Annotated in this window: 13 protein-coding genes; 3 read left to right on the forward strand and 10 right to left on the reverse strand. The window is 49.8% G+C overall.

All coding sequences use genetic code 11. The features are described from left to right. Window positions 1-32: 32 nt before the first annotated feature. Window positions 33-1,958, reverse strand: a complete 1,926-nt coding sequence (locus tag JO375_RS22650) for an asparagine synthase-related protein (protein WP_229526571.1) — start codon at window positions 1,956-1,958, stop codon at window positions 33-35. A 231-nt stretch (window positions 1,959-2,189) separates the two neighbouring features. Here JO375_RS22650 and ligD point away from each other — a divergent pair, with 231 nt between their 5' ends. Then, the gene (gene ligD, locus JO375_RS22655) at window positions 2,190-3,092 is read left to right on the forward strand and encodes a non-homologous end-joining DNA ligase (protein ID WP_229526572.1); all 903 of its coding nucleotides are present in this window, start codon (window positions 2,190-2,192) and stop codon (window positions 3,090-3,092) included. Window positions 3,093-3,175: 83 nt separating this feature from the next. Here ligD and JO375_RS22660 read toward each other — a convergent pair whose 3' ends face one another. Continuing rightward, on the reverse strand, window positions 3,176-4,120 hold the full coding sequence (locus tag JO375_RS22660; RefSeq protein ID WP_229526573.1) for a YitT family protein: 945 nt from the start codon (window positions 4,118-4,120) through the stop codon (window positions 3,176-3,178). A 193-nt stretch (window positions 4,121-4,313) separates the two neighbouring features. Beyond that, window positions 4,314-5,744 carry a cardiolipin synthase gene (cls, locus tag JO375_RS22665; protein WP_229526574.1) on the reverse strand — a complete coding sequence of 477 codons (1,431 nt, stop codon included), beginning with the start codon at window positions 5,742-5,744 and terminating at the stop codon, window positions 4,314-4,316. Window positions 5,745-5,866: 122 nt separating this feature from the next. On the opposite strand from cls, the gene JO375_RS22670 reads away from it, so the two are divergent. Together JO375_RS22670 and JO375_RS22675 are read left to right on the forward strand one after the other, a co-directional pair. Continuing rightward, window positions 5,867-6,898 (forward strand): M23 family metallopeptidase, encoded by a 1,032-nt coding sequence (locus tag JO375_RS22670; RefSeq protein ID WP_229526575.1) that lies wholly within the window; start codon window positions 5,867-5,869, stop codon window positions 6,896-6,898. A gap of 44 nt (window positions 6,899-6,942) precedes the next feature. Continuing rightward, window positions 6,943-7,407: a bactofilin family protein gene (locus JO375_RS22675; RefSeq protein WP_322098780.1), complete on the forward strand. Its 465-nt coding sequence runs from the start codon at window positions 6,943-6,945 to the stop codon at window positions 7,405-7,407. A 167-nt stretch (window positions 7,408-7,574) separates the two neighbouring features. Here the strand turns inward: JO375_RS22675 and JO375_RS22680 are convergent, their stop codons facing one another. The 7 genes from JO375_RS22680 to JO375_RS22710 all read right to left on the reverse strand — a co-directional run bounded on the left by JO375_RS22680 (window position 7,575) and on the right by JO375_RS22710 (window position 14,608). After that, window positions 7,575-8,357, reverse strand: coding sequence for an ABC transporter permease (locus JO375_RS22680; protein WP_229526577.1), 783 nt, complete (start codon window positions 8,355-8,357; stop codon window positions 7,575-7,577). Continuing rightward, complete coding sequence (locus JO375_RS22685) at window positions 8,350-9,270, reverse strand: ABC transporter ATP-binding protein (protein ID WP_229526578.1); 921 nt, start codon at window positions 9,268-9,270, stop codon at window positions 8,350-8,352. Before JO375_RS22685 ends, JO375_RS22680 begins: the two co-directional genes overlap by 8 nt. 109 nt (window positions 9,271-9,379) lie before the next feature. Further along, entirely contained in the window at window positions 9,380-9,871 is a 492-nt protein-coding gene (locus JO375_RS22690) for a hypothetical protein (RefSeq protein ID WP_229526579.1), read from the reverse strand. 90 nt (window positions 9,872-9,961) lie between these two features. Further along, on the reverse strand, window positions 9,962-11,302 hold the full coding sequence (locus JO375_RS22695; RefSeq protein ID WP_229526580.1) for a UDP-glucose dehydrogenase family protein: 1,341 nt from the start codon (window positions 11,300-11,302) through the stop codon (window positions 9,962-9,964). A 54-nt stretch (window positions 11,303-11,356) separates the two neighbouring features. Beyond that, a complete protein-coding gene (locus JO375_RS22700; RefSeq protein ID WP_229526581.1) occupies window positions 11,357-12,166 on the reverse strand; it encodes a WecB/TagA/CpsF family glycosyltransferase in 810 nt (269 codons plus the stop codon). After that, on the reverse strand, window positions 12,144-13,385 hold the full coding sequence (locus JO375_RS22705) for a glycosyltransferase family 4 protein (protein ID WP_229526582.1): 1,242 nt from the start codon (window positions 13,383-13,385) through the stop codon (window positions 12,144-12,146). The genes JO375_RS22700 and JO375_RS22705 overlap by 23 nt, the downstream gene beginning before the upstream one ends. Next, a complete protein-coding gene (locus JO375_RS22710) occupies window positions 13,382-14,608 on the reverse strand; it encodes a glycosyltransferase family 4 protein (protein ID WP_229526583.1) in 1,227 nt (408 codons plus the stop codon). The genes JO375_RS22705 and JO375_RS22710 overlap by 4 nt, the downstream gene beginning before the upstream one ends. Window positions 14,609-14,841 lie beyond the last annotated feature (233 nt).

Raw genomic sequence — 14,841 nt, forward strand, 5'->3', positions numbered from 1 at the left:
ATGATGAACGATCCGACAGGATCACATCAAATTCAATTCAATCCGCAAAGAAAACGGTATACGATCAGACTGTGCATCAGCAGTCGTATATTGGGATCGAACGCCTGCTCGGAGTGAGGGTGTTGCAGTTTCTGCATAGCTGCCTTAATAAAGTCTATATTGAGGTATTCGGCGGCTCGCAAATCATCGCACATCCCTTGAAGCTCCTCCATGAATGTATCCCAGCAGGGAAGCATGCGATGGACCCAATCCGCAGGCTGCACGCCGCGCACACGCTGGTTCAACCGAACTTCATCAGGTAGATAATCCTTCATAGCTGTACGAATAAGCGCCCGATCTCGGCCGTTTTGTACATACTGCTCAAAAGGTACGGATAAGCAAAAGCGGATCACCCGGCTGTCTCCGGTCGGGTCACGTTCCCACAGGCCGTAACGCAAAGAAAGTTTGGTTGCGACCGCGCCGTTTTTGTTGGCAATCGCCAGATTCGAAAATTTCTCTTTTCTTGTCTGGTCGGCATTCTTCCTCCAGCCTGTGCCGCTTAATACCGGAACATCCTGGACATTCATACGTTTGGCAAACTCCGGCTGAATCAGCGGAGGAACCGGGCTTCGCTGGCTACGGGATAACGATGCCCGAGAATCAAGCGAAGTCGCTTTTTTCAGCATAATAGGCATCAGACGGGACATATGTATTCCGGTCAACCTGCTGTATCGCCATAAGCCCTGAAAGGATTGCAGCCAGTGCAAACGACGAAATTGACGGGCATAATAGTCCAGTGCAGGTCCCCATGATACGGTAAAATTGCCACGCGCCCCGGTCAGCAGTACTCCGACATTGTGTTCCTGTGCCTTTTCATAAAAACCTCTGATCCAGAAGGAATTCTCGAAATATTTGTAGGGGGCCTCCATGAGCTCCAGCCAAATGTCAATTTCTGTAAGAGGACTTTTCCCCTCAAAATCCATATAATTTTCTTGAATGTTGCCTACATAGCGAGCCGTAGACTGAATATAGCTTCGTTCGTTCGCCAGCAATGCAGGTGGGGTCCAATCCGTAAAATCCTGAACAGGCACATAGCTGTACGCATGAAGCGGCTTTTGCTGCAAGCTCAGTGCTGGTGCCGCAAAGCTGGCAACTGCGCCGGAATCCAGCCCTCCACTCAAGGCTGCTCCTACGGCACGATTCGTTCGTAACCGGGCAGTGACCGCCAGTGAGAACACTTCGCGGAACGCTTCTATGTATTCCTCCCCTGTTTTAAGCCGCAGCGGCTCTACCTTAGCCAGATTCGCATATTTATAGAGAGTTCGCTTTCCCTCCTCCATTGTGAACCAATGTGCGGGAGGAAGCTGGTTAATATGCTTGTAGACCGTCATCCCGATATCGACGGATTCCGGCATCGCACGTATCGACAGAAATTCGGCCAGCCACGGTTCATAAAGCTCTTTGCGCAGGGAGGATAAGGCCAGCAGCGGAGCTACGACCGTGCTGAATGCAAAACCCCGATCATGCTGATAGATGTACAGTGTACGGCTTCCCGTCATATCACGAGCACCGTATAACCGTTGCCGCTTGCCATCCCAAATGACAAAGGCAAAATCGCCAATCAAATAGGATGCGGCCTCTCCCCCCCATTTGTCATATGCCAGCAAAATCAACTCGCTATCCGTCATTTCCTGCCGTCGTTCCTGTTTGACTCCCAGTCGCTCAAACAGCTCGGAACGATTGTCCAAAATCGCATCTGCAGTAATAGCCAGATCTCGCTCTTCATCATAGAAGGGGAGACGTTCATGGACAGATTCCGGAGTCACATGCTGGGCATGGCAACCCAAAAAAATGGAACCTTCACACCAAACACATACGCGGTCTGCTGGATATTTACGAAGGGCTTGCATCATTTTACCGCCTTCTTCGATACTTACGGGCTCGTGCCCAAAGCTGTAAATTCCGGCAATTGCACTCACGTTCTCCCCCCTTGCTTTTCAATCAAGAATTCTTCGTCCTCTAGCTCTGTTCAGGATATTTTTATGGATACAATTCGTATTATATTATAAATTTATGATACATATCGTATCTTGTCAATCCCTTTGACGGATAAATTTAGTACACCACGTTCATGCTAGTTGATATACAGAACTGTAAGGCCCCTATTCGTAAGGATCAGATGATGTGGGACTAGCTGAAGGAGCGTTACTATGGGACAAGCTGTTAAAGGTACCATTACCATTGAAGGTCAGGAAATTCCCATTACCAACCCGAATAAACCGCTGTGGCCTGAAGCCGGCGTGACCAAAGCGCTATATCTTCGCAAGCTGGCGGTGTTGGCCCCTTTCCTGCTCAAATATTGCCAGCATCGCCTGCTGACCGTCATCCGCTGGCCGCACGGCATCCACGGGGATTATTTTTATCAGAAAAATGCCCCGCACCCCCGGCCGGATTATATTGAAACCGCACTGCATGACGGCATTGAATATATCGTGCTTAACAAGCTGCCGCAATTACTGTGGCTTGGCAATCAGGCTGCGCTGGAATTTCACCCTTCCCTGCATCACACGGGAAGCCGTTTGCCCTGTGAATGGATGATTGATCTGGACCCGTCCAGAGAAGTGGAGCCGCGCATTATGGAGGCAGCCTCCATCGTTGGTGAAGTGCTGGCTTCACTTGGTCTGGCTTCGATCCCCAAGACATCCGGGGCCACGGGTGTACAAATTATCGTCCCGATTCGTACAGGTGTAACTTTCGACGAGCTCCGCACCATCGGGTTGCTGGTGGGACAGTTTGTAGCGGAAAAGCACCCACATCTGTTCACACTGGAGCGGTTAAAGAAAGATCGTGGAACAGCCATCTATTTTGATTATTTGCAGCATTATCAAGGGAAAACGCTGGCTGCTCCCTATACCCCGCGGGCGCGCCCCGGCGCTACGGTGTCTACTCCGCTGACGTGGGAAGAGGTACGGCGGGATGTGTCCCCACTGGACTACCACTTGCTGAACATTGAAGAACGGCTAAAACAGGTAGGCGACTTGATCGCCAAGGTTCCTCCCCAGCCTGTCGAGGATATATTAAAACATATGCGTGCCAAGCCTTTTCCAACCTGATAGCCTAGCTGTGTCACCTTCGAAGAGCAAAAAGGGGACAAACCCCGCAGCCATCACCTTGGCTGAGAAATTGTCCCCTTGAGCTAGTGTATTCCTTTTTTCTTGAAGCGCCCGCCCTTCACATCGTGAATGTTGCCAATGGCCACAAAAGCGTGCGGGTCCCAATCTTCAACGATACTTTTCAGCTTCGCTTCCTCCAGACGGGTAATGACGACGAAAATGACTTTTTTGCTTTCGCCTGTAAAGCCGCCTTCACCTTCCAGATAGGTTACGCCCCGCCCCAGGCGATCTGCCAGAGCATCCCCGATATCACGGTATTTTTCACTAATAATCCAGACCGATTTGGACTGATCCAGACCTTCAATCGTAATATCAATCATTTTCATAGCGATATAATAAGCAATCATGGAATAGAGGGCATTCGGCCAGCCGAATACAAAGCCTGCGCTGCCCAGAATGAAGATGTTAACGAACAACACGATCTCGCCGACTGAAAAAGGAGTTTTCTCACTGACGAGGATCGCGACGATCTCTGTTCCATCCAGCGAGCCGCCGGACCGAATCACAAGACCTACCCCAACGCCGAGAATGACACCGCCAAAAATAGCGCCCAGCAGCGGTTCACCGGGAGTCAACGCACTTACATTGTGAAGTAATGCAGTTCCGATGGACATCACAACAATGCCGAATAACGTCGATATAGCGAAGGTCTTACCGATTTGCTTGTAGCCAATAAGCAAAAATGGAAGGTTCAACAGGGTCAGGAAAATACCGAGCGGGTAACCAGTAATCTTGGAGGCCATAATGGAGATACCTGTAACGCCTCCGTCAATAACGCCGTTAGGAACGAGGAATATTTCCAGGCCCACTGCCATCAGAGCCGCGCCGACCACAATCATGGCTGCACGCTGCAACAGGCGTTTTGCTTTGTTCTTAGGATTAGCTGGGATTTTGCTGATCTTGGTCAACTCTCCGGTCACATCTGTGATCTCAGAAACATTTTGGTCTTCCTTGCTCACTACACTCATATACAAATCCCCCCGTTACAATATGATATACGGGACAAAAAAAGGGCTGCTATCCGCAGTCCCTTCTTCTTTACCGCGATTATTTATGTTTTTAGTATATCATAAAACTGTGATTTTGCGTAAAAAAGTTAGTAAAATGCACATAAATCTCAATAAAGTGGGATTATATCGAAAAAAACGGCGAAAATCGCCTTTAAAGGAGTGGGGAGAGCATGCGAGTTAGAATTTCAGCTATTTTCTGAATTCGTGACCGTCTGCGGAATACGTCCAGATCTATGAATTTGGAGTTGGACATGTCCTCCTCAAAGTCGGCCGAAAGGCGTTCCAGCGCGGAATGCGCAAAGAGTACAGCCGTCAACTCAAAGTTATAGAAAAAGCTGCGCATATCTATATTGGCCGTCCCGACCGAGCCAAGCAATTCATCCACAATCACCACTTTGGAGTGAATAAATCCTTTTTGATACTGGTAAAACTCCACCCCCGCTTCCAGCAGTTCCTGCACATAGGACAGGGACGCCAGATGAACCAGCTTGGAGTCGGACTGATATGGAATAATAATTTTCACATCCACACCGCTAACCGCGGCCAGTTTAAGCGCCTCATAGATCGCCGGATCAGGAATAAAATACGGTGTCGTAATCCAGATGCGCTGCTTGGCAACCGACAGCGCCCCGAAGCACATCTCCTGAATCGTATCCCATACCTGATCGGGACCGCTGCTCAAAATCTGTACCTCCTCGTCCCCTGAACAAGTATGGGGCGGGAACAGATTCGCATCCATCAGCCGCTCGCCCGAGGCCAGCTTCCAGTCACTAAGAAACACATTTTGCAGAAAATAAACACTATCCCCTTCAATCTGCAAATGCGTATCCCTCCAAAATCCGACCTTCTCATATTTACCGAGGTAATCGTCGCCTACATTGATTCCACCCACAAATCCGATCGTTCCGTCTACCACCACGATTTTACGATGGTTACGGTAGTTGATCCGGCGATCCAGCGTAGCAAAAAACGGAGGCAGAAAATAATGAAACTCCACTCCTGCCTCACCGCAAGCACGAATAAAAGAATAGGGCAAATTATAACTTCCCACGCCATCCACAACGAATCGTACCTTTAACCCTTCACGTGCCTTGCGGATCATGACATCCTGAAATCTCTTTCCGATTGCGTCCGCCCGGAATATGTAAAACTCCACATGAATATGATGCTGCGCCTGTTCCATCGCTGCCAGCATGGCTTCAAAGGTTTCTTCTCCGTCGGTCAGGACACGTGTGCGATTGCATGCGGTCAACGGATTTTCAGACATGCGAATTAACTGGTTAAACAGACGCTCCTGATGCCTGAAATGGGGATTATGCATTTGTTCTACCTGCTCAATCACCCTCGATTGAGCCCACAGGAGCTCTCGAAATTCACGAAACAGCTGTGATCCCGCTTTTCGGACCATTTTACGCTTCTTATAATCCTGGGCTACAAAATAGTACACGACAAAACCGATGAGCGGAAAACAGAACAATATGAATAGCCAGGCTATTGCTTTGGACGGCTTGCGAAATTCAAACAGCAGGATCGTCCCGGTCTGAAAAATAAAAATGATTAAAGCCAACAGCAACCATAGCATGTCCAAGCCTCCTTCTATATCTACGTGTATACCAAATTTCCCAATTTTTTTGACATGTTTGCCCCTTAAGCTGAATAGTAGTAACCAAGCACTATAGGAGCGATGTCCAGAAAGGAGCGATTATGAAAAAAGGAAGCCTAAATCGCCGAATGACCTTGCTTGTTATTCGGGATGCACAGCAACCGCCCAAGCAGCTGCAATGCTCTACAGCCGCTGTCATTCTCGTCCCGACCCTTGTGATCGCGTCCATCTCTACGCTCGTGATCGGGCTGCAAATCCGTTCTTCCCATATTATCTCCCAAATGGAAACGAATCTTGCTGTCCAGAGTTTGCAGATGGAGGTTACGGTCGCTGACAAGGATGCAGCCATCGGGCGACTACGACGCGAAGTTATGGATCTGACGAATCAAGCGACCAGTATTCGCGAACGCCTCCAGCGCATTACAGAACTGGAACAGCAAATGCAGCAGTTTATTCGTCAACACGGAAATTCCTCTAACACCAACAGCCAAAAAACGGCCATGCCCCCGCTCTCCTGGGATACCTTCGGCCATACCGGAGGCGAACTCATTGCAGTTCATGAAAATACAGCCCTGCTTGCCCGCCAAGCCATGGACGATTTTGCGGAAATCGAATCGTTGCTGGACACAATGGAACGCACCGTTCCCCGCTCTATTCAACAGGCAAATGCCGTCCAGCAGAATCTGGAGCGGAAACAAGCTGCGCAACTGCTCCAAACGCGCAGACTCGCTCTTGCCGGGCAAGAGAAGCCCTCTGCCTGGCCTGTAGGTTCACGCCGGATGACCTCCAGCTTCGGCTATCGCAGCGACCCGTTTACGGGGAGATCGGCTTTTCATTCCGGCGTGGACATTGCCGGACAAACGGGAGATCCCGTCCGTGCGGCGGGCGCAGGCACCGTACTGGAGGCCGCTTCCAGCGGGGCCCGCGGCAACTACATTATCATCCAGCATCCTGACGGACTCCAGAGCTGGTATATGCATCTGAACGGACTGCAGGTAGTTCCGGGGGATCATGTCCAAAAAGGACAGACCATCGGTCAACTGGGAAGCACCGGAAGAAGCACGGGGCCTCATCTTCATTTTCAGATCGTCAAGCTTAACCAGCCTGTCGATCCGTTACTGTACGTACAATGAGCATTTTGCAAAATCCTGATAATAAACGATTGGGGGAAACCATCTTGTTCAAGGAATCCAAAAAAAAGCTTTCTGCCCCTGTAACAGATACGCTGCTGGCTAACGGCACCAGCTTTGAGGGTACCATCGAGGCTGAGGCCAACATTCGAATTGACGGCCATTTTCAGGGCGATATCCGCAGCACACGGACTGTCGTCATTGGAGAAACCGCTGTTGTTCATTCAGATATCATTGCACGGGACATTGTTCTTGCCGGTAAAGTATTCGGGAGCATCACCACAGAGGGACGGCTGACCATTACTTCAACAGGCGAGCTGTACGGGAATTCGGCAGCGGCCGCATTGGTCATTTCAGAAGGCGGCGTACTCAACGGCACGAGTCAAATGATTCGCACCAAGGAAACAGAGCCGTTATCCCCTGCAAACGGTTCGAGTGAGGAATCCTTATCCCGTTCTGGCGAAACAGACAAGGGAAACAGCCAAGCCCCCCTGCATTCCGAAGCGGGGTAACGCACGGGTGGATTCCTTTACATCATCTTTTCCTCTCTTATTTCATTATATCCTCTACTTTGCGCTCCAAAAATAAATGATATACCTTGTGGGATGAATGTCGTTCATATAGAAAAAAGGACGTCCAAATGATAAACATTTGAACGTCCTTTCTGTGATTGCTGCAGCTAGGTTGCAACATCCCGTTTTACGAAAACAATCCAGGCAATAGCCATAAAAACCACGTAATAAGCAGCCAGTATGGTTAGAGAAAAGGTAAGAGCAGAACTTGCCATTCCTGGCGGCATGTCGAGATATTTTTTCAGGTCCATATGTGTAAAAAGCACGTACCGGGTCCAGGCAAAACGATCGGTGTTAAACAACCCGATCGAATTATAGACGGTTTTGGTGAACATCATGAACAGAGACAGCCCGATCGCCAAAGCGCTGGAACGAAAAACAGCGGACAGCATAAAAGCAAAGGCCATCGTCACAAATAAACCGATGTAGCTATATAAGAAGTTTAGCGTTACGTAAGATATCGGATCACTGAACAGCGGAACAGAACCTGCTGTTGTATCCTTGGACAACATCAGCCAGGAGGACAGCGTAACCATCAAGATCAAAACGATCGTTCCGACCAAACTAAACAGAATAACAGATATATACTTTGATAACAAAATTTTACTGCGATTCCAAGGCCGAATCAGCAGCAGCTTAATCGTCCCCCAGGTAAATTCACCAGCCACCGAATCGGCGGCTACAATGACCGTAAACGTTGTATTGAGGAAAAATGTAAACAATGTCGTTAATACAATACCATCCCACACACTAACCTGATCGGAAATCAGGGAAATCAACATCGGAAGCACAGCCGTGATGACCACCAGCAACCCCAGCATAATCCATGTGCGCACACGCAGGTAAATCTTCAGATTTTCGTTATGTACCAGATTAAAAAAATCAGTCAATGGACCCGCCTCCCGTCACTTCCAAAAATTGATCTTCCAACGTACGGGCAACCGGGCGGATCGCATATACTTTGACTCCGTTTGCGGTCAGCAGGCTGTTCATTTCTGCGATCTGTTCACGCTCCAGGTGAAGCAGCAGCTGATTGCCCTCGACACGCCCTGCTCCGGCAAGCGTATAGGCCTGCTCCGCATCATTGACCTCAAAAGCAATTTCCGTCGTCTGCACTTCTCCCGCTGTGTTCTTCAACTGCTTGATGTCAACCAGCCGTCCACTCTGAATAATGGCTACACGGTCACACATCAACTCCATTTCCGACAACAAATGACTCGATACGAATACGGCAATTCCCTCGCTGCGGCTCAAATGGCGCAAATAATCCCGCAGTTCGCGAATCCCCTGCGGGTCCAGGCCGTTGGTTGGCTCGTCCAGCACGAGCAGCTTGGGCCGATGCAAAATTGCCTGGGCTACGCCGAGCCGCTGCCGCATCCCGAGCGAATAGGTTTTGACCTTATCGTGAATCCGGTTTTCGAGCCCTACCAGGCGTACTGCCTCATCCACGCGCTTCCGGGTTACTCCCGGAGACATTCGCGCAAAATGCTGCAAATTTTGATAGCCTGTCAAAAATTTGTACATTTCCGGATTCTCAACAATCGCGCCGACATGAGAAATAGCCCTTTCAAAATCCGTATTCACGCTGTATCCACAAATATGAATATCGCCCTTGCTTATGGATATCAGGCCAACCATCATACGAATCGTGGTCGTTTTTCCCGCACCATTGGGACCGAGGAAACCAAATACCTGCCCCGCAGGAACCTCCAGCGTCAGATTGTCCACAATCGCTTTGGAGGAGATGATTTTACTCACACCCTCCATACGGATGACTGGAACCTGTCCTGTCACTTGCTGCATGCTATGAAACTCCTTCCATCCGGAGTGATGCCTTCAACTCTATTATTGTTCATTTCCGGTTTTGGAAGTATTGTACCATATTTATCCTTTCACAAACACCTTGCTCCTTCTATTCCTTTTCCTTGTATATCCAAAGCACCCGCCACTGCTCACCTTCCTGCGCCACATAACAAGGCTGCACCATATCAAAAGTGCCGAATCGGGTCTTGTAATGCTGAGTAACCGGAATACGATATGCCTTTCCTAACTCGTCTTCATTCTGGTCAGTACGAATATCATATTCAGCCTGCGGCTCCCCCAGCTCGAATGTGTAGGTATCCGTTCCCATATCCTGCATAAAAACGTGCGCACGCTGCTGTACATACGTCGATTTCCCGAACCTTTTCTTCATTTGTGTATGAAAAAGCTCCCATGAGCCGCCAAAATTCCCCGACTGCTCCATGGTGTAGAACTCGTTTAGCGTTTTTACCGCTTGTTCGTCCTCATTGGCAGACATGACTCCGTGCAGCCCCAGCCACAACAGCCATAACAATCCACCTATCAATGCAAAATACAAAAGCCTGCGGACGAACGCCGAAGCTGATCTTCTTCTAAACAGCACCCATTGCCCCCCTCTGTTGGACGATCTGCTCGTTACTCTACAGATGTATGTGGGACAAGTTCAGTTTAGAAGAGAATAACGGGCCCCTCTTTACGGATTCGCTACACACCGGTACTGACCTGCATCCATATTGTTCATTTGCGGTCTGCCGACAGAATAATACGCAAAGACAGACTGCCTGATCTGCTCCTCGGTGTATACATTGCGTCCGTCAATCATAATAGGGAGCCTCATCCGATCACTCAGTTCATCCAGTCCCACCTCACCGAATTCCTCCCATTCAGTCAACAGACACAGTGCATCACAGCCCTCTGCAGCTTCTCGCGCACTATCCGCCCACATGATTTCCGGACTGTCCAGCAATCGGCGAAAGTTAGAGGTCGCGATGGGGTCATATGCACGAATTTGCGCCCCCGCCTCAAGCAGTGACTGTATAATATCCAGCGCCGGGGCATCTCTTACGTCATCTGTATTCGGTTTAAATGCCAGTCCCCAGATGCCAATCGTTGTCCCTTCCAGCTCACCGAGCGCTTCTTCCAGCTTGCGAATCACATTAAAACGCTGCCCCTGATTCACTTCCACCACGGATTTCAGCAACTTGAATTCATAATCCACATGACCAGCAATTTGGATCAGCGCTTGAGTATCCTTGGGAAAACAAGAGCCGCCATAGCCAATACCTGCCGACAGAAAGGAAGAACCGATTCTCCGATCCAGTCCCATGCCGTGGGCCACGCGTGTAACGTCTGCACCCACCTTTTCGCAAATATTTGCAATCTCATTAATAAATGAAATTTTGGTCGCCAAAAAAGCATTGGACGCGTACTTGATCATTTCCGCCGAACGGATATCTGTGTTTAGGATATTCGTCGTGAGCAGCTCGTGCAGCGCAGTCAGCACTGCGGCCACATGCGGGTCGGAAGCTCCGATAACGATGCGATCCGGCTGCAGCGTATCGATTACTGCCGAGCCTTCGCGTAAAAATTCAGGAACTGATGCTATGCCAAAAGGATAGTTTGTGCGGCCTGCGATCAGGTTTTGAATGCGTTCATTCGTTCCGACAGGCACCGTGCTTTTGGTGACAATCACCTTGTAGCCATTCATGGCGTCTGCCACTTCGCAGGCGGCTCCTTCAATATAGGAGAGATTGGCTTCACCGCTCGGCAGTGAAGGTGTACCGACCGCCAAAATAACGATCTCGGCCTCCTTTACCGCAGCCGATGTATCTGTTGTAAAGCTCAGTCGCCCCTGCTCGACGTTATCTTTAATTAAAGCTTTTAAACCCGGCTCATAGATCGGCACTCCGCCTGCGCGCAGCTGACGAATTTTGTTCTCATTCTGATCAATACAGACGACGGTATTCCCAAGTGCAGCAAAACAGACTCCCGATACCAGTCCGACATATCCGGCACCAATTACACATAGCTTCAAAGCAATTCCCCCTTTTGCATAGCTGTCTCGATTGCAACATGCTTTTGCCTGGTCTCACTTCTCTGCTTCTCTCCCGGTAAACTGATTATGATAGAGTGTGAGCCGTTTATTTTGTCGATAGGATTTGAGAAAGCGGTATATATATACCGGATTGTTGTAGGCATATCTCTTCCATAAGCGCTTCGGCTCACAGATCAGACGGTACAGCCACTCTAGTCCTAACTTTTGTATCATTAATGGCGGGCGGCGAACCTTTCCGGTTATATAGTCAAAGGCGGCCCCTACCCCGATCATCACGCCACGGACACGATCTTTGTTGCGATGCATCCATATTTCCTGCTTCGGGCAGCCCAGGCTGACGAATATGATATGCGCACCTGACGCATTGATTTCATGAATGATCCGCTCCTCCTCATCCGGCTGAAGCTCCCGAAATGGCGGTGAAAAGCTGCCCGCAATGCGGATTCCAGGGTAATCCTGTCCGACCCTTTCCTGAAGCCTATCCAGCGTATCCGGCGTACTGCCGTAAAAATATACGCTCACCTCCGTCTGTGGCGCACGTTCGCACAGCTTGAGCATCAGGGTGGGACCGTCCACCCGATCCTGACGCTCAAATCCGTACAGCTTGAGCGCCCATACCAGCGGCATACCATCCGGTGTACATAAATCTGCACAAGCGAGCGCTTCGCGGAACTCAGGCTGATTCCCCGCCGTGACAATCGAATGCGTGTTGCAGATACATACATAGCTATTTTTACGCCCGGCTGCCCATTGCTCCACCGTGTGCATGGTCTCCTCAAACGTCAGTGCGGCAATTTCCGTGTCCGCAATCCTTCCGACTTTAAACCGGGGCGGCTGCTTCATAATCGCGCTCCTCCATTACCTCTCTATAGATTGCCATTAACTGCTTCATATTTACTTCTTCCGTATAGCGTGCAGTATATATTTCCGACACCTTCTGTCTCATCGCTGTATAGTGTTCACAGGCTACCGCGCGGCGAATGACGGCCTTTATATTGTCCAGATCATCAGGTTGAAAATGGAAGCCTGTCACCCCATCCTCCACCACTTCCTCCAGCGCACCGATCCGGCTGCACAGCACTGGGGTTCCAACGGAATATGACTCCACAATCGTCATGGGAAAGCCTTCATACCAAATGGAAGGCACCATGACATACATGGCGCGACTCATGCAATTCAGCACGGTGTCTCCATCCAGCTTGCCAAGAAACCGGATATCCTCCTGCGGATAAGCAGCAGCCAGTTTAGCCTTTTCCGGTCCATCCCCAATGATGACCAGTCTCAGGCCCGCCCGATCCTCCAGCCGGGACCAGGCTTGCAGCAGATTGTGCACACCTTTTTCCCGGGAAATCCGCCCGACAAACAGCAGATAACGGTCATTGGGATCATACTGGGCTTCCACTGCTTTATGTTGAACAAAATTTGGCTTGACGGCGATGCGCTCCAGCGGAATACCGCTTTCTGCAAATTTATCTCGCGCAAACTCTGTCAGCGCAATGTAGCGGCTTACCTTGTGCTGCCAAGTACCGATCAACTCGTTGAATTTGATCATCGCCGCCACTGGAATCGTCTGAAGCCGGGAACCTCGGTAACAGCCATGACGAACGGAGTGCAGGAGTGTGCCGTGCAGACATTTTTCACACACCTCATTCCCCCGCATTAAGGTCGCCGCCGGACAAATCAGCCTGTAATTATGCAGCGTCTGCACAACCGGAATCCCCAGCCATTCACAGGCATGGTAGACCGAAGGGGAGATGACCGGAAAAAAATTGTGCACATGCACCACATCCGGCTTCGTTTGCAAAAGCAGCTGTTTAATTTTTTTGAATTCCGGCAGGGACCATGCTGCTTCCACTGCCAGCTTGGCCATGTTCACCAGCCCTTTGCTCTGGATGCTGTCGTTATGCGCATAGTAATGCTCTGTCTCTATGCCTCTGGAGCGCAACATAGCCGACTCTTGCGCGACAACCTTGTCTTCTCCACCGCTTTGCTGATAATAGTTGTGGATGATTAGCATCTTGCCTACAGGCGAATTGGTCTGCCTTCTAACCTGTTCAATCATGTAGCTGCCCCTCTTTCCTGCATTGATTGCACGGGACGCCCCGATTTAACGGGCTTTAGCGGCTGATGGCTTACTATTTCATCTGCAATACGGTCCCATGACATGCGCTCAACTGTAAGGAACGCCTGCTCCGCCATGCTTTGCCTCAGCTCAGCATTGTCCAGCAAAGCAGATATTCGCCCGGCCCATTCCTCTTCCGTAAAGCTTCCCAGCATCACGCCGTTCACTCCGTCCTCCATCAAGGTAACCGAGCCGCCGTTCACTGAAGAGATAATCGGGACCCGAAACAGCATGCTTTCCAGCAGTACCATCCCAAAAATGTCATACCGGGTCGGAAACAACATCACGTCAGCCGCTCCGTATATCTGCCACAGATGGCGCTGCTCGACCCTTGAAAAATGCAAAATGCTGTCCGTCAGCCCCAGCTTATGAGCATAGGTCCAGTAACGGTCTGTATCTGCCTTCCGTCCATCCCCGACCATTAACAAAAGGCAATCAGGATGCTTCTGAAGTACCGTTTTGAACAGGCTCAGCATAAAACGTATGTTTCTCCGTTCCTCCAGTACGCCGACGTAGAGCAGCACCGGACGATCTCCGACTCGTCTCAGCTCATTCGCGATTTCGCCGTTTTCTTCGCGTTCTCCGATATCGTCCCTATCCCTGTTATCGCTATTGAATTCTCTCTCCACCTTGCTGCGATCCAGCCCGACACCAATCGTAATTACGTTGTTAAAGCCTTTATTCTCCAAATAACGTTTGGCAAGATCGGATTTGACGTAGATACGGCCAACAGACTTTGTGATCTTCGGTAGCAAGAAAACATCGTACAGCTTGCGAACCAGCGCATGGGTATGATCCCGGTACGGGCCGTGATACAGCACCAGCTTATCGGGACATTTGCGGGACAGCAGATAGGTCATCATCTGGTTGTATTCTGTAGAGATGACCAAGTCATAATCAGCCAAAAATGATGGCTTTAGGACATACCGATAGATGCTGTTGCTCAGGATCTTCAGTCCGTGAAGCCAGATGATGCGCAAGGTGCAGCCTTCATGGCGGTAAATATGTTCTATACAGGTTTCCTTGTGATCGTTGTAGTAGACAATATCGCAATCGTAGCCCTTACGAACGAATGCTTTACCCAAGCCGACTTCCTGCAGATTGTATGAGGCTCCATTTACCTTGCTGGCAAAGTTGCGAAGATACAATATTTTTCGAATCATAATCAGGCTCCTGCCATTACATATTGGGTGAGTTATGGGCAAGGCTGGTGAGGCCGCTGCGCGTTCCATTTGATCTTCCGATCGCTGTTGCCACTGAATTTTTGGGATTATATAAACCTCGATAAGGTTAAAATTCAGTAGCAAAGGCGAACGCTAACGCTTCTTCAGATTCAAATGGACCGCTCCGCTGCTAGCCGCCGTGTCCATAAAGTCACCCTATTTTTAAAAAGGGA

This window comes from Paenibacillus farraposensis (genome assembly GCF_020736845.1).
GTDB lineage: Bacteria > Bacillota > Bacilli > Paenibacillales > Paenibacillaceae > Paenibacillus > Paenibacillus farraposensis.